Origin of the sequence: Amycolatopsis minnesotensis (genome assembly GCF_039529815.1) — a bacterium.
Classification (GTDB): Bacteria; Actinomycetota; Actinomycetes; order Mycobacteriales; family Pseudonocardiaceae; genus Amycolatopsis; species Amycolatopsis minnesotensis.
In genome coordinates this window covers 37530-57316 of sequence record NZ_BAAANN010000011.1, presented here as the reverse complement: position 1 = coordinate 57316, position 19787 = coordinate 37530, and the positions used below count along the sequence as shown (strand labels likewise).

Annotated in this window: 22 protein-coding genes and 1 pseudogene; 7 read left to right on the top strand and 16 right to left on the bottom strand. The window is 67.9% G+C overall.

Going from position 1 to position 19787, the window contains the following annotated elements:
• Window positions 1-96 precede the first annotated feature (96 nt).
• From ABD256_RS15640 to ABD256_RS15620, 5 genes are all read right to left on the bottom strand, one after another.
• Window positions 97-243, bottom strand: a complete 147-nt coding sequence (locus ABD256_RS15640) for a hypothetical protein (protein WP_344418296.1) — start codon at window positions 241-243, stop codon at window positions 97-99.
• Window positions 219-1073 (bottom strand): phosphotransferase family protein, encoded by an 855-nt coding sequence (locus ABD256_RS15635; protein WP_344418295.1) that lies wholly within the window; start codon window positions 1071-1073, stop codon window positions 219-221. Before ABD256_RS15635 ends, ABD256_RS15640 begins: the two co-directional genes overlap by 25 nt.
• A gap of 25 nt (window positions 1074-1098) precedes the next feature.
• The gene (locus ABD256_RS15630; RefSeq protein WP_344418294.1) at window positions 1099-1575 is read right to left on the bottom strand and encodes a glycine-rich domain-containing protein; all 477 of its coding nucleotides are present in this window, start codon (window positions 1573-1575) and stop codon (window positions 1099-1101) included.
• A 178-nt stretch (window positions 1576-1753) separates the two neighbouring features.
• Window positions 1754-1879 (bottom strand): hypothetical protein, encoded by a 126-nt coding sequence (locus ABD256_RS15625; protein ID WP_344418292.1) that lies wholly within the window; start codon window positions 1877-1879, stop codon window positions 1754-1756.
• A gap of 51 nt (window positions 1880-1930) precedes the next feature.
• Window positions 1931-2485, bottom strand: a complete 555-nt coding sequence (locus tag ABD256_RS15620; protein WP_344418290.1) for a hypothetical protein — start codon at window positions 2483-2485, stop codon at window positions 1931-1933.
• A 475-nt stretch (window positions 2486-2960) separates the two neighbouring features.
• On the opposite strand from ABD256_RS15620, the gene ABD256_RS15615 reads away from it, so the two are divergent.
• Together ABD256_RS15615 and ABD256_RS15610 are read left to right on the top strand one after the other, a co-directional pair.
• On the top strand, window positions 2961-4091 hold the full coding sequence (locus ABD256_RS15615) for an NsdA family TPR-like regulatory protein (protein ID WP_344418288.1): 1131 nt from the start codon (window positions 2961-2963) through the stop codon (window positions 4089-4091).
• A gap of 258 nt (window positions 4092-4349) precedes the next feature.
• Complete coding sequence (locus ABD256_RS15610; RefSeq protein WP_486303467.1) at window positions 4350-4832, top strand: MmyB family transcriptional regulator; 483 nt, start codon at window positions 4350-4352, stop codon at window positions 4830-4832.
• A 101-nt stretch (window positions 4833-4933) separates the two neighbouring features.
• Here ABD256_RS15610 and ABD256_RS15605 read toward each other — a convergent pair whose 3' ends face one another.
• The 4 genes from ABD256_RS15605 to ABD256_RS15590 form a co-directional block, all read right to left on the bottom strand.
• The gene (locus ABD256_RS15605; protein WP_344418286.1) at window positions 4934-5548 is read right to left on the bottom strand and encodes a hypothetical protein; all 615 of its coding nucleotides are present in this window, start codon (window positions 5546-5548) and stop codon (window positions 4934-4936) included.
• Between the two features lie 266 nt (window positions 5549-5814).
• On the bottom strand, window positions 5815-6672 hold the full coding sequence (locus ABD256_RS15600) for an LLM class F420-dependent oxidoreductase (protein WP_344418284.1): 858 nt from the start codon (window positions 6670-6672) through the stop codon (window positions 5815-5817).
• A 183-nt stretch (window positions 6673-6855) separates the two neighbouring features.
• Window positions 6856-9009, bottom strand: coding sequence for a putative bifunctional diguanylate cyclase/phosphodiesterase (locus ABD256_RS15595; protein WP_344418282.1), 2154 nt, complete (start codon window positions 9007-9009; stop codon window positions 6856-6858).
• A 123-nt stretch (window positions 9010-9132) separates the two neighbouring features.
• Window positions 9133-9954: an SAM-dependent methyltransferase gene (locus ABD256_RS15590; RefSeq protein ID WP_344418280.1), complete on the bottom strand. Its 822-nt coding sequence runs from the start codon at window positions 9952-9954 to the stop codon at window positions 9133-9135.
• 163 nt (window positions 9955-10117) lie between these two features.
• On the opposite strand from ABD256_RS15590, the gene ABD256_RS15585 reads away from it, so the two are divergent.
• Both ABD256_RS15585 and ABD256_RS15580 read left to right on the top strand, forming a co-directional pair.
• Window positions 10118-11443, top strand: a complete 1326-nt coding sequence (locus ABD256_RS15585; protein ID WP_344418278.1) for a cytochrome P450 — start codon at window positions 10118-10120, stop codon at window positions 11441-11443.
• 38 nt (window positions 11444-11481) lie between these two features.
• The gene (locus ABD256_RS15580; RefSeq protein WP_344418276.1) at window positions 11482-12531 is read left to right on the top strand and encodes an alpha/beta hydrolase; all 1050 of its coding nucleotides are present in this window, start codon (window positions 11482-11484) and stop codon (window positions 12529-12531) included.
• Window positions 12532-12931: 400 nt separating this feature from the next.
• Here ABD256_RS15580 and ABD256_RS15575 read toward each other — a convergent pair whose 3' ends face one another.
• The 6 genes and pseudogenes from ABD256_RS15575 to ABD256_RS15550 form a co-directional block, all read right to left on the bottom strand.
• Window positions 12932-14242, bottom strand: a complete 1311-nt coding sequence (locus tag ABD256_RS15575; RefSeq protein WP_344418274.1) for an MFS transporter — start codon at window positions 14240-14242, stop codon at window positions 12932-12934.
• Window positions 14243-14273: 31 nt separating this feature from the next.
• Window positions 14274-15692 (bottom strand): FAD-dependent oxidoreductase, encoded by a 1419-nt coding sequence (locus ABD256_RS15570; protein ID WP_344418272.1) that lies wholly within the window; start codon window positions 15690-15692, stop codon window positions 14274-14276.
• Window positions 15689-15868 carry an SDR family oxidoreductase gene (locus ABD256_RS15565; protein WP_344418270.1) on the bottom strand — a complete coding sequence of 60 codons (180 nt, stop codon included), beginning with the start codon at window positions 15866-15868 and terminating at the stop codon, window positions 15689-15691. The genes ABD256_RS15570 and ABD256_RS15565 overlap by 4 nt, the downstream gene beginning before the upstream one ends.
• Window positions 15869-15983: 115 nt before the next feature.
• Window positions 15984-16418 (bottom strand): annotated as a pseudogene (locus tag ABD256_RS15560) (SDR family NAD(P)-dependent oxidoreductase); the annotation flags it as partial.
• A 49-nt stretch (window positions 16419-16467) separates the two neighbouring features.
• Window positions 16468-17301, bottom strand: coding sequence for an SDR family NAD(P)-dependent oxidoreductase (locus ABD256_RS15555; protein WP_344418268.1), 834 nt, complete (start codon window positions 17299-17301; stop codon window positions 16468-16470).
• A gap of 20 nt (window positions 17302-17321) precedes the next feature.
• Window positions 17322-17714 (bottom strand): nuclear transport factor 2 family protein, encoded by a 393-nt coding sequence (locus ABD256_RS15550; protein WP_344418266.1) that lies wholly within the window; start codon window positions 17712-17714, stop codon window positions 17322-17324.
• Between the two features lie 115 nt (window positions 17715-17829).
• On the opposite strand from ABD256_RS15550, the gene ABD256_RS15545 reads away from it, so the two are divergent.
• Complete coding sequence (locus ABD256_RS15545) at window positions 17830-18516, top strand: IclR family transcriptional regulator (RefSeq protein ID WP_344418264.1); 687 nt, start codon at window positions 17830-17832, stop codon at window positions 18514-18516.
• A gap of 197 nt (window positions 18517-18713) precedes the next feature.
• Here ABD256_RS15545 and ABD256_RS15540 read toward each other — a convergent pair whose 3' ends face one another.
• A complete protein-coding gene (locus ABD256_RS15540) occupies window positions 18714-19076 on the bottom strand; it encodes a PRC-barrel domain-containing protein (protein ID WP_344418262.1) in 363 nt (120 codons plus the stop codon).
• Between the two features lie 323 nt (window positions 19077-19399).
• On the opposite strand from ABD256_RS15540, the gene ABD256_RS15535 reads away from it, so the two are divergent.
• Window positions 19400-19573 carry a CsbD family protein gene (locus ABD256_RS15535; protein ID WP_344418260.1) on the top strand — a complete coding sequence of 58 codons (174 nt, stop codon included), beginning with the start codon at window positions 19400-19402 and terminating at the stop codon, window positions 19571-19573.
• Window positions 19574-19642: 69 nt separating this feature from the next.
• Window positions 19643-19783 carry a hypothetical protein gene (locus ABD256_RS15530; RefSeq protein WP_344418560.1) on the top strand — a complete coding sequence of 47 codons (141 nt, stop codon included), beginning with the start codon at window positions 19643-19645 and terminating at the stop codon, window positions 19781-19783.
• Window positions 19784-19787: the final 4 nt, after the last annotated feature.

Genomic DNA, 19787 nt, shown 5'->3' with positions numbered 1-19787 from the left:
GCCACTTCGTCCTCGCACCCGGCCACAGTAAATGTCCTAGGACAAAAGAGCCAGCCCCGCACCGGGCGGACGATCCTCGCCGACCTCCCTCGGGTATCAGCGGCGGGTTTCGATCTTCAGGTCGCCTACGGTCACCGTGCGGATGTGGTCACTGGCGAGCAGGTCGTGCGGGTCCAGGCCATTCGCGGGAGGGGCCTTCTTGCGCTCTAGCAGGTAGTTCAGTCGAGCCAGCGCAGACGCCATCCCGCATAGGATCGGGCTAGTTTCGCCAGCCTCGGCGTAGTGGCCTTGTAGTTCCATAGGCCCGCGATGAAGACAGCAAACGCGGTCACCGCCTCCTCCGACGCAGCCGACCAGTTCGTGTTCCGACTGGCCCACCGCTCCGCGTCAGGCGGTCGGTGCCCCGCACCGATCATCCGTACGACAATGAATGCGGCATCTACCCATGCTGCACCAGAGGCTGGCCACCCCCAGTCGATGACGTGTGTCTCGCCGTCCTCGCTGATGATGAACTGGTCCTCATGCAGGTCCGTATGAATGAGCCTGTTGCCCTGCACCAGGGGTGGCGCCTTCTCCTCCCAGCTCATCAGTTCATCAAGGTCCCAGTCGCCGACTACGTCCGGCCGCTCGCCTGCAAGCTTGCTCCACCACTGGGGCTTCCAGCGCAATCCAAGTTCACGTACTTCAGGCGCCTCGATAGAGCTGATGCGAGCCAAAGTGGTCGCTACCGCGGAGAGATCCGCAGAGCCCGGTGCAAGGTTCGCCGGTCGGCCAGTCACATGCTCGAATCCAACGACAAACCAGTCCTCAACATCCGCGGAGAAAAGCACGGCCGGAGCGATCCTACGGGCCAACTGGCCGATTTCTGCCTCATTGCGAAGCCAGCGCATTTCCGGAGAGATACCCTTGACGCCCTTGAAAAATACAGGTTCGGCTCCATCGCGAATTAACGTGGTAGCAATATGGCAGCTCTGGCCGACCGTGGCCGCGTCCACCTCGGCAACGATTCCGATTTGACTTTGCACTTCGTTGCGAATGGATTGCGGAAGATCGCTCCAGCCGTACTTGTCCACAGAATTACCTTAATTCGGTCGGGTTCTACTTGCCGTTAGTGTCGGTGTTCTCATTGCCGTCTTTGCCAGATGCTCGACATCCGTCGTCGCCGCCATTACATGAGAGGTTGAAAGTCAACCACAGCTCCGGGTCGACAGCGAACCCAGACGACGAAATGACCCTCGTAGTGCGATCGGCCTCCTCCTCGGCGTCCGTCAGCCCTGCTCCGTCGTCGTTCGGCACGTGGTGCAGGAACCGACCGGCGACTGCCTGGCAGAAGTCCGCGTACTCGCGGGTGTGCAGGATGAAGGTATGCCAGCCGAGGTCGACAAGCTGCGACGGGCAGAGTTCTATGCTTCGGGACTGCCCGCAGGCAAACAAGAAAGCTAGAGCCTGGTCCATGATCCGCGCGGCGAACTCTCGCGACATGTCGCGCTCTTTGGCGATCCGGCTTGCCAGTCGATCAAATAGTTCCGCAGAGACCAGTTCCTGGCCAGCGCGTTCTTCGAGTGCAATGGTCACAGTTTCTCCTTTTCCCGGTTACCGCGTTTGGCAACCTCTTCATGGAACCGCGCGGGGATGCCACACGGAATCGTGGTCACCCAGATGCCTTACTAGTGGCTGCATTGCAGTGGAATTTCAAATCATTTAACGTCAACTCTCTTGATTTCGGAAATCAGTACCGCACACAGGCGAGTCCTCACATCTCGCCCTCATCGCCGAAAAGCAATTGTTCCCATTCCGGCCCCGACAATGGCTTGAGTGCGTCGACAAGATCGATCGGCTTACCACCTGAGACGTATTCGAGACCGTCCTGATTTGACATCTTTGATTCCTTAAGTCCATGAAAGAAAGCTTGATACCAAACTGCCCAGAATCAGACTGCCGAGACCGAGGAGGATCGCGCCGCCGTTGTGCACGGCGCCTCCGGTCTCTCGATCAGGGAGTGAGATCGCAGGGGGATTCGTCCGGGTAAGGCATCCTCTTCAGGGGGCTCGCCCTGCTCTTGCGGGGGCTCGTCCCTCATGAGCAGTTCGGCCAAGGTGAACGAACGGCGCGTGTCCTCAAATCGGGCGGGGATCTCGACGCCAGCCCCGCCGGCCATGAGAAAGGCCGGTTCGACAGGTGCCCGGCGAACCGGCAGCGGTGAGGGCTCAGGTACCGCCTCGGTCGCAGGCCCGTCGGGGATGGGTTCGGAGATCTGAGGAAGGATGACCGTACGCTCCAGTGAGTCCGGCCGAGGCACCTTCGGGACCTTGCTCTTGGCAACCGTCTTCGCGAGCGCCTTCACCGAAGTCTCGGGACAGTAGTTGGTGTGCTTGCCTCTGGTACTCCGGCCCGCGTAGGCCAGGTACAACTTGTAGAGGGTCAATGCTCCGGCCACGAAGAACAGCGGACCACAGATGATCCAGATAGCGCCGCGGTCACCCATTGAGGGCCACCACCCGAAGCACGCGAGGGTCGATCCGAATCGGCCGGCGCCTGCCCCACGTCCTGACCTCGACCCACTTCGCCCCGAGCGCGCTCACGTGGCCCAGGACGGCCGCGCTGGGCAGCCGCCGCACCCTTGTTCCATGCTTGATCAGCTTCGCGTCTGCGTCGCCGTGTTGCCTGGTAGCCATGCCGTCCGCCTCTCCGTCGATCCCGCGACGCCCCGGACGGAGACGCGCTCAGCCATCGACAGGGGGTCGACGATGAGCAACGCCTTCCTGGCAAGGCGCGTGGCAGCGCCTCCATCCGAGCCTGGAGTGCCGGTACACTGGGTGCTGGCACTCGCGGGCACGCGCCCCTCCGGATCGCGGAGGTTGGTGACGCTTACGCCCTCAAGTAGTCTCGGCATTACGCGGCGTACTTGGAACTGATCAACTGTTGACTGCCGTTGACAACCGCGCGAGGGGGCCGCTGAGGTGTCTGAATCGGGAAGGGTGCTCCGCGCGGCGCGCGAAGAGGCCAATATCGGCCTCGACTACATGGCGAAGAAAACCAGCTACAGCAAGTCGATGCTGAGCCGGGTGGAGAATGGGACGCGGACAGCTACCCCAGAGCTGGTAGCCGCCTACGAACGCACGCTCGGCGTGCAAGGGCTAGGTGAGGATGTGAATCGCAGGGAACTCCTGGCCGCGGTTGCGGCGATGGCCGCTGGTGCCGCAGTGCCTGAGCCGCTGTCACGCTTGCTCGACGGCTTGGTCTCACCGGAGGTGCCTTCCGAGGTTGGAACGTCAGAGGTCAACGCAGTCCTCCAAGCCACCAACGCCTACACCGCGATCGATCTCCGGCTGGGTGGTGCAGCCGCCGCCGACGTATCCACGGGTGCGCTGAGGTGGGCTGTCAGCCTGCTCGACGCGTCCATGACAACTTCGACCAGGACCGCCCTGTCCTCGGCTGTCGCAGCGTTGGCCGACCGAACCGCATGGACGCATTACGACGCCGGCCGGAAGTACTCTGCCCGTCGACTGGCCGAGCTGGCACTACGAACTGCCAACGAGGGTGACGATCGAGACCTGCGCGCCCATGTCCTAATCGATACAGCGTCTCAGATCGGCAAGGACGAGCCAGCCGAGGCTGCGAAGATCGTCAGTGTTGCTTTCTCGGACAAGCGTGTTTGTGCGCTCGAACAAGCCAACCTTCACGCGGTGTGCGCGCGGCACTTGGCGAACGCTGGGGAAACCTCGAACGCGCGGCGCCACATCCACCTCGCCGAGCAACTATCCGCGCGTGGAGGTGACGCGCCAGCGTGGGCCACTTTCCTGACTCCTGCCCACGTCGACAAGCTGATCACCGAGTCCCTGAGCGCAGCGGGCGAACGTCAAGAGGCGATACGCCGATTCGAGACGATCTTGCCGCAGTTCGGGCCGGATCGAGCCCGCGCGAGGGCCGGGCTCGTAATCAGCCTCGGCACATTGTACGCACAGGAGGGACGCCTGGAGGAGGCGCGAAGTCTCGCGGATCAAGCTGATGCGGCGCTGACAGATGTACGTTCCGGCCGCGCGGCGAGCAGCCTGAAGGATCTTCGAGAGCTGCTGTCAGCCTCGCTGTAGCTCGTCTAACTGCTGTCACAAGCATGTTTGCCTGGTCAGGTTGAGCGGAGTAATTCGTTGACATCGTCGTGTCGATGAAGTTGCCGCCGCGCTCGACATAGGTGTCGAAGGTCGCCCGGGCACTGCGCTTGGCCTCCGACGAACGCGCCTACCTCTTCGGGCCTGGCCCGGCAACGCCCCCGTGACGCCGACAAGCTCGCCACCACCGCGGCGCCGCCGCTGGCCCGGCTGGTCGCCGACTTGTCGCCGCTGCCTGCCATGCTGATGAACCGCCGCTGCGACATCCTGGCCTGGAACAGCGAAATGGCGAAGCTGCTCCTGGATTTCGACACCCTGCCGCCGCCGCAGCGCAATGCGATGTGGCTGTGCCTGCTGCGCCCAGAGTCACGGGAGTTCTATGTCGACCGCGAACGCGTCGTGCGGGAGGAAGTCGCCCACCTGCGTGCTGCGTGGGCCGCGCATCCGGAGGATCAGGCGTTGACCGACCTCATCGCCGAATGCATCACTCGTGACGAGGAATTCGCGCGATTGTGGGCCGAGCGAGACGTCAAGGTCAACGGCCGCGGGCGCAAGGTGATGCGGCATCCTGTTGCCGGGTTGATCGAGGTGCAGTTCGAAACGCTTACGCCGCTTCAAGATCCGGACCAGCTGCTGGTGATCTACCGCGCCGCCGACGAGGAGCCAGTCCGCATTGGACAGGCTGTGCGCATGGTGATGTCGAACCGTCCCTTCGTGCACTGAGTCCGAGATCGCCGCGGCGTTGCCACCGGCCGCGCGAGGCAGCGAATACTGCTCGATAGCAGCAACACCGAGCTGACACGCGGCCCATGTGGCTCGCCGCGCTATCCGGGGCTGTGCGCGGTGACGCTCTGGAGTGCGGTCCGCAGCAGACGGGTCGTCTGGCTCGTCGTCCATCCGGTCCGGGCGACGATATCGGGCACGGTGCCGTCGCCCAGCGTCGTCATCCACAGTGCCAGCCGCTGACGCGGCGGCAGCAACGCCATCTCGTCGAGGAAGATCGCGTCGCGCACCACCGAATCCAGGTACGCCAGGTCGATCCGCGCCCCCAGATCCGCGCGCAGCACCACGACGACCCTCGTGCGCACCCGCCTGCCCGGATCGATCCACACCTGTTCATCCCGCGTCGACGGCTCCGCGCCCAGCACGGCGGAACGGACCAGAACCCGCGAGCACAGCCGGGCACACCCCCGCGGTGAACGGCCGAGGCCGACTCCGACCCGGTAGACCAGCGTCACCATCCGCTCGGGAACGTCGGGGCGCTCGCGCACCCACGATGGCACATCGGCCACGCGTACCGTTCGCCCGCGCCGCGACCACAACCGGACGGTCACGACGCCCGCCCGCATCCACACGGCCGCGACCAGCGAAAACAACTCGCCGCAAGCGCTGGTTCCCTTGTTTGCCCGGCACTGCCCATGACCGCTCCGCTCGTTCACGCCCGCCGTGCGTGAGCCACCAGGGTCCGGGGTGCGCCGAAGCGAAAACCGGCTCCGGCCAACCCAGCCTAAGGCGTCCCCGGCCGCCGCGCAGAAGAGTCGCAGGCAACCGTCTTCCCCAGCCGCGGGAATCCTGCCCGTGCGCCCGGCAGACGGCTCGGCGTCCGCCAAAAAGTCCACAATGGACTAAGATTCGAGCGCCCGCGGCGCTGACCCGGCTCGCCGCCATCCGCGACCGCTGATCATGGTCTCTGGCGACCTCGCAGTCATTCGCCGCGGGACAGCCCGAGACGTTCGGAAAGCCGCGTGAGGTAACCGGTCACCACATCGGCCTCCGCGTCCGGCAGTCCGAAGAGGACTTCGGTCACGCCGCATTCCGCCCAGACAGCCAGCTCGTCCGGGTTCGGTTTTCCGGCGAGGGCAACCACTTCGGGTGTCCCCTCCCGGCCGGTTTCCTGCCAAAGCTTCCGCAGCCGGCGGGTCCGGTCGCCGACGTCGCGATCGGTCGGGGTGGTGATCCAGCCGTCGGCGTACCGCGCGATCCAGGCGAGGTTGCGATCCGTGCCGCCCGCGCCGAGCAGCACCGGGACCCGCCCGGCGCGCACCGGCTTCGGCCACGCCCAGCTGGGCCCGAACCGCACGAACTCGCCTTCGTAGCTCGCCTCTTCCTGCGTCCACAGTGCTCGCATGGCGTCGAGGTACTCGCGCAGCGCGGTCCGGCGCCGTCCGCCAGGGACGCCGTGATCGGCCAGTTCGTCGGTGTTCCAGCCGAAACCGGCGCCCAGCGTCACGCGGCCGCCGGAAAGGTGGTCCAGTGTCGCGATGGTCTTCGCCAAGGCGATGGGATCGTGCTCGGCGGGCAGGGCGACGGCGGTGCACAGCGCGATCCGCTCGGTCACGGCGGCGGCCGTCGCCAGCGCGACCCACGGGTCCAGCGTGCGCAGGTAGCGGTCGTCGGGCAGCTCCTCGGTGCCCGTGCCGGGATGTGCCGCCTCGCGCCGCACCGGGATGTGCGTGTGTTCGGGCACCGCGAACGAAGCGAAGCCCGCCTCCTCCGCGGCCCGCGCGACCGCCGACGGAGAGATGCCCCGGTCACTGGTGAACAACACGACGCCGTATCGCACCCGCACTCCCTCGTCTCGCCGACCCGTCCGACGATAGTAGAACACGTTCTACATGTCGAGGGGAGGCTGCCATGCGGGGCGTAGCCGCGCTATTCGCGGCCGGACAGCCGGGTTCCCCGGTCTCGACGTCGTAGAAGTTGGCGTCGAACAGGCCCGGAAACCACCGCAGCGTGCGACACCGCGTCAGTACCCGCGACCGGCCCTGCCGCCGCCGATCAGGGATTCGAGGTCGGTCGCGGGCCCGGCGTCGCCGGTGAGCAGCGGGCCCGTCCCCAGCTCGACTCCCGCGCGCTGCCACCGCCGTGCCTGTTCGCTGGTCTCGAGACCACCGGCGACCACCACGATGCCCGCCCGGCGCAGGAGCGCGATCAGGTAGTCCGCCCCGGCGACGGCGATCGACTCCTCGCCGACGGCACGCCACACCAGGCGGGAGTCGAGGCGCACGGCCCGCACCGGGAACTCCTCCAGCAGCACCAGCTCGCCCGGCGTCGCGCCGAAGTCGTACAGCACCACGCCGATTCCCAGCTCGGCGAGCACGTGCGCGTTGTCGGCGGCCTCGTGCCCGGTACCGAGCAGCGCCCTCGTCGGCAGGCCGAGCCACAACCGTTCGGCGGGCAGCGCGGCGTCGTCCAGGATGCGCCGGATCCGTTCGGCCAGCCCGGGATCACTCAGCTGGTTCGGCGTGAGCGGAACGAGCAGTGACAGGTCCGCGCCACCGCCCGCGGCCTTGTCCTGCCAGCCGCGCTCGACGAGCCACGCTCCGAGCGGGCCGATCAGCGCGGTGCGCTCGGCCAGGTCGAGGTATCGCTGCTCCGGCAGCACGCCCAGCTCCGGATGTTCCCACCGCAGCCGCGCTTCGACGCCGGCGAGCTCGCCGTCGGCCAGTCGCACCAGCGGCTCGTAACCGACCGCCAGTTCCCCGCTCTCCCACGCGCCGGGCATGGCGGCCACCAGGCCGAGTGCCTCTCTCGCCGGTACGTCCAGCACCGGGTCGTACCGCTCCCACCGGCCGGGGCCCGCGCTCTTGGCCCGCCGCATCGCCAGGTCCGCCGACCGCAGCAGCTCAGCGGGTTCGGCGGTGCGGGAAAGGTCTTCGACCACGCCGAAGCTCGCCGTCACCGCCAGGCCAACGCCGTCGACGTAGACCGGCTCGGACAGCGTCTCGTTGATCCGCGCGACCATCGTGGCCGCGTCCGGCCCGGTCGCCGAACGCTCGACCAGAATCCCGAACTTGTCGCTCTCGAACCGGGCGACCATCGCGCTCTCGCCCGCCACCACGGACCTGAGCCGGTCCGCGACGGTCCGCAGCAGGCTGTCGCCCGCTTTCCTGCCGAGACCGTCGGTGACGAACGACAGCCCGTCCAGGTCCACGTGGTACAGCGTCGCCGAATTCGACCGGTGCAGCACGTGTTCGAGGTGCGTGCCGAAGAACTGCCGGTTCGGCAGCCCGGTGAGCAGGTCGTGCAGCAACTGGTGCCGCAGCCGGTTCTGCAGGAGCGCCAGTTCCGCGTCATCGGCCACGATCGTGACGTACTGACCGGTCCTGCCGTGCGCCTCGCGCAGGAGCGAAGCGGTGAGCGTGACCTGGGACAGATCGCCGTCCTTGGTGGTGAAGCGCGGGCGCGAGCGAAGCCGGTCGATCTTGCCGTCCCGGAGATCGCGGTAGCCGTCCCGCAGCAGCCCGCGATCGGTCTCGTGCGCGAACTCGTACAGGTTGCCGCCCGCCACCTCGCTCGCCGTCCGGTCCAGGATCCGGTGCAGGGCGGGGTTCGTGCGGACGAACTGCCCGTCGGGCCCGGTGACCGCGATCCCGCTCGGCGAGCTGACGAAGATCTCGTCGAGCTGGGCCTCACTGGCCTCCAGTTCGTGTTGCGACGCACGGACCGCGGCGAACAGCGCCTGGTTGAGCGTGTCCTGCTGCTCGACGATCGAGGAACGGATCGCGTCGACGTAACCGGACGCCAGCGCGCCGAGCAGCTTGCCGACGCGCTCCGGCAGCCGATCGGCCAGCCGTCCCTCCGTCGGCGCCAGCAACGCGGAGGCGAGCACGTCCACGGTGCACTGCAGGCTCGTCTTGCCGACGCAGTGCAGCCGGACGAGTTCGGCCCCGACCTCCGACGCGCTCTCGGTGGGCTGGTCGCCGCACAGCGCGTCGAGCAGCCGATCGAGCAGACCGAGGAACCGCCGTTCGATCTCGTCGTCCGGCAAGGGGATGTAAGTGGCCCGCCTGACGAGATAGGCCCATTTCCGCGCGACCTTGAGGCGTTCCCGCTCCGACGAAAGAGGCTGCGTTCCGGCGGGCCGCTGCTGCCCATCGGAAGGTAACGGCCTTGTCATGACGCCCGGCTCCCTGATCCGTGCCCTTGTCGGGCTTTTCGTGCCGATATCCGTTGTCGTTCCGACCCCGGTGTGAACCTGCGCGCGCCCGGCCTTTCGGGGGCAGCGCGAGTGGTGCCCTCCCTAGCGGATCTTCTTGGCGACGCCGCCGTAGATCTGCGCGTTGGCTTCGGGGTTCTCCGAAATGTCGCCCGGCCCGCCCGGCCGCCACAGCGCACATCCGGTCAGTCCCGGCTCGACCAGTTCGAAATCGCCGAACATCGATTCGATCTCGTCGTATCTTCGGGTGGTCGCCTTGTCGCGGCCCTTCGCCCCGTTGAACATCTCCACCGCGCCGTCGATCCTGGCGGCCTGCTGATCACTGCTCAGGTGCGAAATCGCCAGATAACTCCCAGCGGGGAGCCGTGCCCGATGTTCGGCAAGGAGCGCGAGAAGGCCCTTCTCGTCCGGAATCCAATGCAGCAGCGCCACCATCAGCGCGCCCACCGGCTCGCTCAGATCGAGCAGGCGGCGCACCTCCGGGCTGGTGAAGATCGCTTCGGGGTCACCGAAATCCGCTTCCACGATCGCCGCGCTGCCGATCGGCTTCAGCAACAATCTGCTGTGCGCCACCGCGATCGGATCGCGGTCGACGTAGACCACCCGGCAGTCCGGGTGGATCCCGGCCGCGACCTCGTGCACGTTGCCGACGGTCGGAATTCCCGAGCCGAGATCGATGAACTGCCGGATTCCCTCGTGCACCATGAACCGGACGACCCTGCCGAGAAACGCTCGATTCAGGCGGGCGATGTCACGGACTCCCGGCATGATCTTTTCGGCGTACACCGCGGCATCCCGGTCGGCCTGGAAGTTGTGTGCGCCTCCTAACAAGTAGTCGTACGTCCGAGCCCCGCTCGGGGTCGCCGTATCGATACCCGCGGGAACCCAGTCCTGTTGCTGCGGCATTGCCCGAACACCTCGTTCAGCTGGGAGCCCGCAAACTTACTCACCCCGCGTGCACACCGGACAGGGCCATCCGCGTGATGGCATTTCCACCATCGGGTACTGTCGCGACGAGCTGGGCGACGCCTATGGTGGCTCATCCGCCCCACTCAGCCGAGGAGAGGGAATGCCTGCCCCAGTCGCCCCCGGCCGATTGATCTTTTTCGGGCACACGCCGTCGCTGTTGCGCCATCGCGTGGAGTTCACTTCCTCGCTGCGCGAACACGGCGACGTGGTCGAGATCCACCTCGGCCCGATTCGCGCGTTCTTCCTGACGAATCCGGCATTGGTCAACCAGGTACTGGTGACCGAGGGAGCGAATTTCTCGAAGGGTGCGATTTTCGACCGGTTCCGGCCGTTCATGGGTAACGGGCTGGTCATGTCGCAGGGCGCTTTCCACCGGCGTCAGCGCCGTTTGGTGCAGCCCGCGTTCCACCGCGCCCGCATCGCCTCCTACGCGAAGGCGATGGCGCACGCCACGTCGGACCTGACCGCGAGCTGGCGGGCGGGCGAGGTCCGGCAGGTGGACGACGACATGCAACGCCTGGCGATCACCATCGTCGGCGAGACGCTGTTCTCCACCGAACTGGGCAAGCAGGCCGTTGCCGAGGCGCGCCGCTCGATCCCGGTGGTGCTCAAGGAGGGCATGATCAGGGCGCTGTCCCCGAAGATCTTCGAGCACCTGCCGATGATCCCCGCCAACCGGCGGTTCGACCGGGCCATCGAACGGCTCCGGCACATCGTGCTCGAAGTGATCGCCTCCTGGCGCGCGGACGGCGAGGACCACGGCGATCTGCTGTCCATGCTGATGCTCGCCGCCGACGAGGACACCGGTGACCGCATGACCGATCAGCAGGTCTACGACGAGGTGATCACCCTGCTGACGGCGGGCAGCGAGACCAGCGCCGTGGCGCTGACGTGGTTCTTCCACGAGGTCGCGCGGCATCCCGAGATCGAGCGGCGCATCATGACGGAACTGGACCAGGTGCTGGCCGGCCGTCCCGCCACCGTCGACGACCTGCCCGGGCTGGAGTACACCCGGCGGGTCGTCACCGAAACGCTGCGGATGTACCCGATCTGGATTCTGATGCGCCGGGCGCTGGTGGAGGTCGAAATCGGCGGATTCCCGCTGCCCGCGGGAACGGAATTCATGCTCAGCCCGTACTCGCTGCACTTCGACCCGAGGTACTACGACGATCCGGACCGCTTCGACCCGGACCGCTGGTTGCCGGAGCGGGCCGCACTGGTGCCGAAGGGCGCGTTCGTCCCGTTCGGCACCGGCTCCCGCCAGTGCATCGGAAAGTCGTTCGCGCAAACCGAAATCACCATCGTCGCGGCCACCGTCATGACCCGGTGGCGCCTCGTCCCGGTACCGGGGAAACCAGTGCGGACCAAGGTGACCTCGGCCGCCCATCCCGACCGGATGCCGATGACCGCGGTGCCGCGAACCTGATCCATCCCCCGCATCAGTCACGACTGGAGAAATCGCCCGTGTACTTGTTCCGCGGCAGGCGCCGCGCTTCGACCCGCCGCTTCATCGCCATCGCCTCGGCCATCGCGCTGTTCGGTTTCCTGCCGGCACCCGGCGTCGCGCAGGCGGCCGGGTCGTCCTGCCGGGAGATGTCCTTCCCGGTGACGCTCGTCGCCACTTCCCAGACGATGCACGGCACGCTGTGCGTCCCCGACGGTGGCGCGAGCACGGTGCACGTCCTCGTCCCCGGGGGAACCTACAACAGCTCGTACTGGGACATCGGGTACCAGCCGGAGATCCGGTCCTACCGGCAGGCGATGAACCGGGCCGGGTACGCCACGCTCGCACTCGACCGGCTCGGCACCGGCGCCAGCTCCATCCCGCTGAGCGTCCTGCTGACCACGATCACCGAGGCCTTCACGGTGCACGACGTCATCCAGCAGCTGAAATCCGGCGAACGGGGCCCGCGGTTCGCCAAGGTGGTCCTCGGCGGCCATTCGTACGGATCCGCGATCGCGATCGTCGAGGCCGCCACCTTCCACGACGTCGACGGCGTCCTGATCACCGGGCTGGCGCACCGGGTGAACCTCGGTGGCGCGATCCCGGTGTTCACCTCGATGTACCCGGCGGTGCTCGACCCGAAGTTCGCCGGGGCCGTCCGCGATCCCGCCTACATCACCTCCTTGCCCGGCAGCCGCTACTCGCTCTTCCACCAGCCTGGCCCGAAGGTGCCGGGCGCCATCGCCTTCGACGAGGCCACAAAGGACACTTCGGTGCACACCCAGGCGCTGGACCTGTTCGCGCTCGGGGTGATCACGCCGTACTCGGCCCTGATCGACAAGCCGGTCATGATCGCGCTGGGCCAGGACCCCGTCTTCTGCGGCCTGCTCGCCACCGACTGCTCGTCCGCGAACGGCATCAAGCGGACCGAGCTGCCGTACTACTCGCCTGCCGCGGACCTGCACACCTACGCACTGTCCGGCTACGGGCACGCGATCAACTACGCGCCCAACGCACCCGACTACTTCCGGGCCGTCGCCGGCTGGGCCGACCGGGAGGTGGGTCGCTGATCAGCGGTCAGCCGCGCACGTGCGGCCCGAAACCCGTGCGGCCGACGGGCTCCAGGCCCTCTTCCAGGTGCGGCGAGGGGATCTCGTAGTCGCCGGAGCCCTGCCGCCGGAACGCGATCGGCTCGGTCGGCTCGGTCGGCTCCAGGGTGCGCAGGCGCTGCTCCCATGCCTTGGCGAAGTCGGAGTAGTCATCGCGGTCATCCGGTCGGGGCCGTACAGCACGAACGGCGGCAGCACCTCGATGCCGCTCACCCGCACCTGGTGCCCCGTTGCCTCCGATGTGGACACCGCGAGCTCCTTCAACGAGCTGTTGAGCGACTCGGGCTCCGTCGGCATCCCCGCCGAAGACGGTCTGCCCCCGCTCGCTGGCCTCGGCACGGACAGCGGTGACGCGCGCGCCCTACCGACGCGCCCCCGTTTCCCGCGGCACCTGCAGGAAGGCGAGCATGACCGCCGAGACCACCAGGCAGCCGATCGGGAAGTAGAGCCCGACCGTGACGTCGGTGTCGGTCGCGGCCAGCCCGATCGCGTACGGGCCGAAGAACCCGCCCAGCGCCGCGATCGAGTTGATGGCGGCCAGTCCGACGGCGGTGTGCTCCTTCGACAGCACCTTCGCGGCCATCGCCCAGTACGGCGCCAGGTAACCGAGCACGCCGATCGCTGCCAACGACAGGCTCACCAGCGACAGCACGGGCACCGACTTGAACTGGATCGCGCCGAAGAAGCCCAGCGCCGCGACGAGCACCAGCGCGATCACGTGTCCCTTGCGCTCCCCGGTGCGGTCGGAGTTGCGCGCGAGCACCACCATGCCGATCGCGCCGACGACGTACGGGATCGCACCGAGCAGGCCGATGTTGGTCGAGGAGTACTTCGAGTCGAGCTGCTTGACGATCAGCGGCAGGAAGAACGTCAGCCCGTACAGGCCGCAGGCGATGAACAGGTTCGCGAAGGCGAGGTGCAGCACCTTGCCGTTGCGGATGGCGCGCAGCTGGCCGAGGAAGGTCTCCTTCTCCTCCGGCACGTACTCCTTGTCGATCTCCGCCTGCAGCCAGCGGCGCTCCTGTTCGGTGAGGAACCGCGCGTCGGCCGGCTTGTCCGGTAGCCAGCGGAAAGTGACGACGCCGATCAGCACGGCCGGCGCGCCCTGCAGCACGAACACCCACTGCCAGCTGCTCATGCCGAACCAGTGCGCGTGGTCGAGGATCCAGCCGCCGGTGAGGCTGCCGAGGATCAGCGCGATCGGCTGGGCGAGTGCGAGCGTGGCGATGGCGCGGCCGCGTTCCTTCCCGCGGAACCACAGCGTCAGGTACAGCAGCAGCCCGGGGAAGAGCCCTGCTTCGGCGATGCCGAGCACGATGCGCGCGATCACCAGGTGCGTCGTGTTCGCGACGAACCCGGTGACCACCGTGACGATGCCCCAGCTCACCGCGATCCGGCTCAGCCACAGCCGCGCGCCGACGCGCTTCATGATCATGTTGCTGGGAATCTCGAACACGACGTAGGCGAGGAAGAAAATCGCCGACGCCGCGCCGAACGTGGCGGCGTCGATCGCCAGTTCCTTCGACATGCCGAGCTGGGCGTAGCCGATGTTGGCCCGGTCCAGGTAGTTGAAGATGTAGAGCAGGCCGACGATCGGCATGATCCGCACGGCGACCTTGCGGACGGTGCGGCTGCCGACCTCGGTGCCGGTGGATCCGTTGTGGACGGTCATGGGTTGTCCTCGGCTCGGTGTGGGTGGCCGCTCAGCGGGCGGCCGCGGCTCGGCCGGCGACCCGGCCCATGGTGATCGCGTTGGCGACGGCGTTGCCGCCACCGACGTACCGCGGCCCGAGCACGCCGGCTCCGGCTTCCCCCGCGGCGTACAACCCGGGCACGCGCCCGCCTCGCGCGTCGAGAACGGCGGCGCCGCCGTCGATCTCCAGCCCGGCGTGGGTGCAGACGAGTTCGGCGGGCAGCGTGTGCGCCGCGTAGAAGGGCGGTTTCCCGATCGGCTCAACGGATTCGGTGCGGCCCTTGGCGATCAGCGAGTGGTGGCGCAGGAAATCGGGGTCGTCCCCGCCCTCGGGTAGCTGGGTGTTCCAGCGGTCGATCGTCGCCCGCAGCGCGTCGGCGGGCACGCCCAGCTTCCCGGCCAGCTCTTCGACGCTGTCGGCGCGCACGGTGCGCCCGGCCTCGGCTTCGGCTAGGACGTGGGCGGCATCCCAGTGCGCGTACCCGGCTGGCAGGCTCAGCCGCGCTTGCTCGTCGAAGACCGTCCACACCGGACCGCCCTGGGCGTCGATGATCCCGCTGGAGACGGCGTAGGAGGCGTCCTCGTTCATGAACCGCCTGCCGCGGCCGTTGACCATCACCCGCGACACCGGCGGAAACCCGGACTGCCAGTGGTGCAGCCGCTGGAAGTAGGCGGTGGGCAGCAGCAGGCCCCAGCCGTCGCCGGTGATCGCGGCGCCGACCTGTTCGCCGAATCCGAAGTGGTCACCCCGTGAGCCGGGTGCCGCGACGACGAACAGGGCGCCGCCCGCGGCATCCGCGTCCGGGTAGTGGCGCGCGCGCAGTGCCGGGTCCTGGGCGAACCCGCCGCTCGCGACGACGACGGCGCGCGCCGGGACGTCGATCCCGTCCGCGACCACGCCCGTGATGCGGCCGTTTTCGACGAGCAGCCGGTCGACCCTGGTGTTCACCACCGCTTCGACGCCTGCCTTCCGGCGGGCTTTGTCCAGGACCTGCACGAGGCCGTAGCCCTGGTCCTTCGGGACGTGCCCGCGCCACACGTCCTCGACACCGGCGCGGGTCAGGCCGGGCGAATGCGCGTTGTGCGACACCTTCGCGGGGATCTCGGCGCCGAGACCGATCAACCATTCCAGCGCGGGCCCTGCCTCCTCGCAGAAAGCCCGCACCAGCCCCGGCTTGAGCTGCCACTGGTTGAGGTCCATGTAGTGCTGGAAGAACTTCTCCGGCGTGTCGTCGATGCCCAGTCCGGTTTGGACGCTCGTACCGGCGGCGGTGAACATGCCTGCGGACAGCCGCGTCGATCCGCCGAGCTCTTTCTCGGCTTCGAACAGCAGGACGGACGCGCCGCGCTCGGCCGCGGACACGGCGGCCGCGAGCCCCGCTCCCCCGCCCCCGATCACGACGACGTCGAACTCTTCCCCGGTGCTCATCCGAGGTCACCTCCCGACTCCGCGACGATGCGGTGGTAGAGCCCGTTCGAAACGAGGCCGCCGTCGACGGTGACCTCGCTGCCGGTCATGTAGCTCGATCGGTCCGAGAGCAGGAACAGCACCGCGTCCGTGATCTCGTCCTGCCTCGCCATCCGACCAGCGGGCACACTGTCCACAGCGGACTTGACGAAGGTGTCCGCGCCCGCGAGCAGCGCGGTTCCGACCAGTCCGGGGGTGGACCGAGTTGACCCGGATTCCCCAGCGCGCGAAGTTGCCTGCGGCCGATTTGGACAGTCCGGTAAGGCCCCACTTGCTGGCGGAGTACGCGGGCGAGAAGTAGCCGATCTGGCCGGAGATGGACGAAATGTTGACGATCGACCCGCCGCCGGAGTCCCGCATCAGCGGTGCGGCGGCGCGCATCCCGTGGAACGGCCCGGTCAAGTTGACCGCGAGCACCTCGTCCCACACCTCGGCGGTGGTGTCCAGGAACTCCAGCCGTCGCGATATCCCGGCGTTGTTCACCAGCCCGCCGAGCGAACCGTGCCGCTCGCGGATCTCGGCGAGCACCGCGGCCCACTGACCGGCGACGGTGACGTCGAGCCGGTGCGCGGACGCCGATCCCCCGTCGGCGAGGATCTTTTCGGTGGTTTCCGCGGGATCGGCGACATCCGCGACGCAGACGTGGACGCCGCGGGCACCGAGCGCACGGGCGTGGGACGCGCCCATGCCGGCCGCCGCGCCGGTGACCAGCACAACGTCCGGGTAGCGGACGTGCTCAGACATGCCGGGAACCGCCGTCGACGGCGATGCTGTGCCCCGTGACGTACCGGGCGCTGTCGGAGAGCAGGAACAGCAGCACGCCCGCGACTTCCTCCGGCGAGCCGATCCGGTGCAGCGGTACCGCGTCCAGTGCCTTCGCCAGTGCGGGCGGGTCGTCCTGGATCCAGCGCGTCATCTCGGTGTCGATGTAGCCGGGCGCGATCGCGTTGACCCGGATGCCCTGGTCGCCGAGTTCGACGGCGAGAGACTCGGTGAGGTGCGCGACGGCGGCCTTGGAACTGCAGTAGGCACCGCGGCCCTTGCGCACGCGCACGGCCGACACCGAGGACATGTTGACGATCGCGCCGCCGGGAGGCAGGTGCTTGGCCGCGGCCTGCGCGCCGAACAGCACGCCCTCGACGTTCACCGACAGCGTCGCGCGGATCTGCTCCGGGGCGATGTCGGCGATCTCGGCGAACGGGAAGATCCCGGCGTTGTTGACCCAGAAGTCGATCCGCCCGAACTCGTCGACGGCGCGCTGAGCGAGTGCCAGGTGGTCGGCCGCCTTCGTGACGTCGAGGACGGCGGGCACGATCCGGCCCGGGCCGGCTTCCAGGGAGCTCTCGTCAAGCGCCGCGGTCAGCTCGGCCGCCGTGGCGGCCATCGCGTCGCCGTCGATGTCGCCGCCGACCACGTCGACCCCGCGCGTGGCGAGCGCGGTGGTGAAGCGGGCACCCATCCCGCGGGCGGCGCCGGTGACCACGGCGACCTTGCCGGGGAACTCCGGGTACCGGGTGAGGACCGGCTGGTGCAGGACCCGCCCCGGCCCCGAGGGCTCGTTGCCCATCATCGTGGTTTTCTCCTCCGTGGTCAGGAATCGCGGTGGACGGTGCGCCGCCGCACCCGCCATCCGCCTTCGGTGCGAACCAGTTCGTCTTCGAGGACGGTCAGCCGCACCAGGCGCGTGCTTGCGACGATCTGCAGGTAGGCGTCGGCGAACAGGGTGTCCGTGGTGTTTCCCCGCCGGACGTGGACCGTGCTGACGACGTGGCGGAGCTGCTCGCCGGACTCGTGGAACCGCGCGGCGAACGCGGTGAGCCCGCCGGTGCCGATGGCGGGCTCGGGATAGCTCGGCGAGTGGAATTCACCGTCCGCGGTGAAGGTGGCGGCCCACTCGGCGGCGCGGCCCGAGTCGATGGCATGGCTTTGCCGTCCGTAGAGCTGGTGCACGGCCACGACGTCTTCGGTCGCCACCACCGTCATCGGAACCTCCGTTGGCCCAGCTATCCGTTGCGTGCTATATTCGCACGCAGTGTGCGATTATTGAGAGGACGATAGATCGCGCCCGTCACCTCGTCAAGGGAGCCGTGTGTCCACTATGGAATCGACGCCGCCGGCGTCCGGCACGTCGAAGACCCTGCACCACGGGTTGCAGGCGCTGGAACTCCTGGTGGGGCATCCGCAGGGGCTGACGTTGACCGAGATCGCCGACGGCATCGGCGTGCACCGCACGGTCGCGCACCGGCTGGTGCGGACGCTGGAGGCGCACTACCTCTGCCGTCGTGACCGCTTCAAGCGCATCTCGCTGGGCACGGGCCTGGTCCGGCTGGCCGAACCGGTGGAGCAGGACCTGCGCACGCTGGCGCGCCCGGTGCTGGAAGAGCTGACGGATTCGGCGCAGGCGTCGGGACACCTGGTGGTGCGGGAGAACGCGGAACAGGCCCGCATGCTGATGATCGTGGAGCCCCGCCGCGCCGCGATGCACGTGGCGTTCCGCACCGGCCAGCTCGACCCGATCGGCCGCGGCTCGGCGGGCCTTGCCCTGCTGGCGGCGAGTCCGCCGGTTCCCGGCGAGCGCGCCGAGGTGGCACTGGCGCGAGAGCGCGGATTCGCGGTCTCGAAGGGAGAGATAGCGCCCGGGATCACCGGAATATCGGCGGCCGTGCCCGGTTCCGACCGGCCGGGGACGAGCATCGGGCTGTCGCTGTTCGAGGCCCCTGACCCGGACGCGCTGGGCCGCCTGGTAATGGCGGCGGCACAGCGCCTCAGCGCCCTGCTCAGCTAGGACTCCAGCCGTGGCAACGGAACGCCGCCGTCGATCACCCCAGGGTCGCGGCTCCACCGGATCGCCGATCCCAGGCGTGGCCGCTCAGCCGAACGGACGAAGTCGGCCTCGGACGCGCCGCCACAGCATGACAGCGAGGCCAGAACTGTTCATCCGGCGCGGCCTGCCGCAGCGCATCGCTGTCGTGTCGTTAGAACCTAGCCGTGTTCGCCGCGGCGGTCCTGGCCGGCGGATATCCCGTAGTGGTGGCAAAGAGCCTGTTCCTCGCTCTCGCTGAGGGCGTCGTCGGGTACGTGGTGCGGCGCTGCTTGGAACGCGGCCTTGTCGAACGGCACGGTGAGTTCGGCGCCGTCCCACTTGCCGCGCTCCAGCGGCACCAGGGTGAGGTGACCGGCGAACAAGCCGCCTTTCACCGCGGCCCATTCCGGCTTGGTGCCGCCGTCGTCGAAGTAGACGGCCTCGATCTTGCCGAGTTTGCCACCGTCGTTGTCGCGAACCGGGGCACCGATCATGGCGTCCGGGCCGCAGGCGTCGAAGTTGATCTTGTCCGAAGTGGTCACTCGTTCCTCCGGCGTGCGCGGTCAGGGCAGGTCACGAGGTGCCGGCGCGCACGCGAAAGGCCCTGGCACAACGAAGATCGGAACGCGGAAGCGAGAGCAGGGCCTCGAAGCGTCCGTACCAGGGGGAGTACCCGGCGGGGCCGGGTCGCACACCTCCCCGCGGCACCAAATCCGCGTCCGGCACCGGGCCTGCCTGTCGTCCTGCCAGAACGAAGTCGGCCGCTGACCGGAAAATAAGGAACTTCACGCGAACGAGTTTCAGGACCGACCGCCACGGGCATCCTCCCCTTGAGCTGTCCAGTCCTGCACCGAAGGGATTTCTTATGAGCGCTGGCGACAAGATCGGCAACAAGGCAGAAGACTTGAAGGGCAAGGCCAAGGAAGGTCTCGGCAAAACCACCGGGGACCGGGAACTCGAGGCCGAGGGCAAGACGGATCAGGCCAAGGGGAACGTCAAGCAGGCGGGCGAGAAGATCAAAGACGCGGTCAAGGACTGAGCTGCCGCCCACTGGACGATTCTCCCCGAACCCCCATTTCAGGAGGCTTGACCGTTGATAGTACTCGGCGTGATTTTGTTGATTATCGGTTTCGTCGCTTCCATTCCGGTTCTGTGGTCCATCGGTATCGCTCTCGTGGTCATCGGCCTCGTACTGGCCGTGCTGGGGCGCGCCGGCACCAAGGTGGCCGGCCGCAGCCACTGGTTCTGATCGG

Bases quoted from the DNA above. Each gene is read 5' to 3' on its own strand.
- ABD256_RS15535 (WP_344418260.1), top strand. From the start codon at position 19,400: ATGAGCGCTGGCGACAAGATCGGCAACAAGGCAGAAGACTTGAAGGGC.
- ABD256_RS15640 (WP_344418296.1), bottom strand. From the start codon at position 243: ATGGCGTCTGCGCTGGCTCGACTGAACTACCTGCTAGAGCGCAAGAAG.
- ABD256_RS15555 (WP_344418268.1), bottom strand. From the start codon at position 17,301: ATGATGGGCAACGAGCCCTCGGGGCCGGGGCGGGTCCTGCACCAGCCG.
- ABD256_RS15625 (WP_344418292.1), bottom strand. From the start codon at position 1,879: ATGTCAAATCAGGACGGTCTCGAATACGTCTCAGGTGGTAAGCCGATC.
- ABD256_RS15610 (WP_486303467.1), top strand. From the start codon at position 4,350: ATGCTGATGAACCGCCGCTGCGACATCCTGGCCTGGAACAGCGAAATG.
- ABD256_RS15585 (WP_344418278.1), top strand. From the start codon at position 10,118: ATGCCTGCCCCAGTCGCCCCCGGCCGATTGATCTTTTTCGGGCACACG.
- ABD256_RS15595 (WP_344418282.1), bottom strand. From the start codon at position 9,009: ATGACAAGGCCGTTACCTTCCGATGGGCAGCAGCGGCCCGCCGGAACG.
- ABD256_RS15570 (WP_344418272.1), bottom strand. From the start codon at position 15,692: ATGAGCACCGGGGAAGAGTTCGACGTCGTCGTGATCGGGGGCGGGGGA.
- ABD256_RS15550 (WP_344418266.1), bottom strand. From the start codon at position 17,714: ATGACGGTGGTGGCGACCGAAGACGTCGTGGCCGTGCACCAGCTCTAC.
- ABD256_RS15590 (WP_344418280.1), bottom strand. From the start codon at position 9,954: ATGCCGCAGCAACAGGACTGGGTTCCCGCGGGTATCGATACGGCGACC.
- ABD256_RS15620 (WP_344418290.1), bottom strand. From the start codon at position 2,485: ATGGGTGACCGCGGCGCTATCTGGATCATCTGTGGTCCGCTGTTCTTC.
- ABD256_RS15545 (WP_344418264.1), top strand. From the start codon at position 17,830: ATGGAATCGACGCCGCCGGCGTCCGGCACGTCGAAGACCCTGCACCAC.
- ABD256_RS15575 (WP_344418274.1), bottom strand. From the start codon at position 14,242: ATGACCGTCCACAACGGATCCACCGGCACCGAGGTCGGCAGCCGCACC.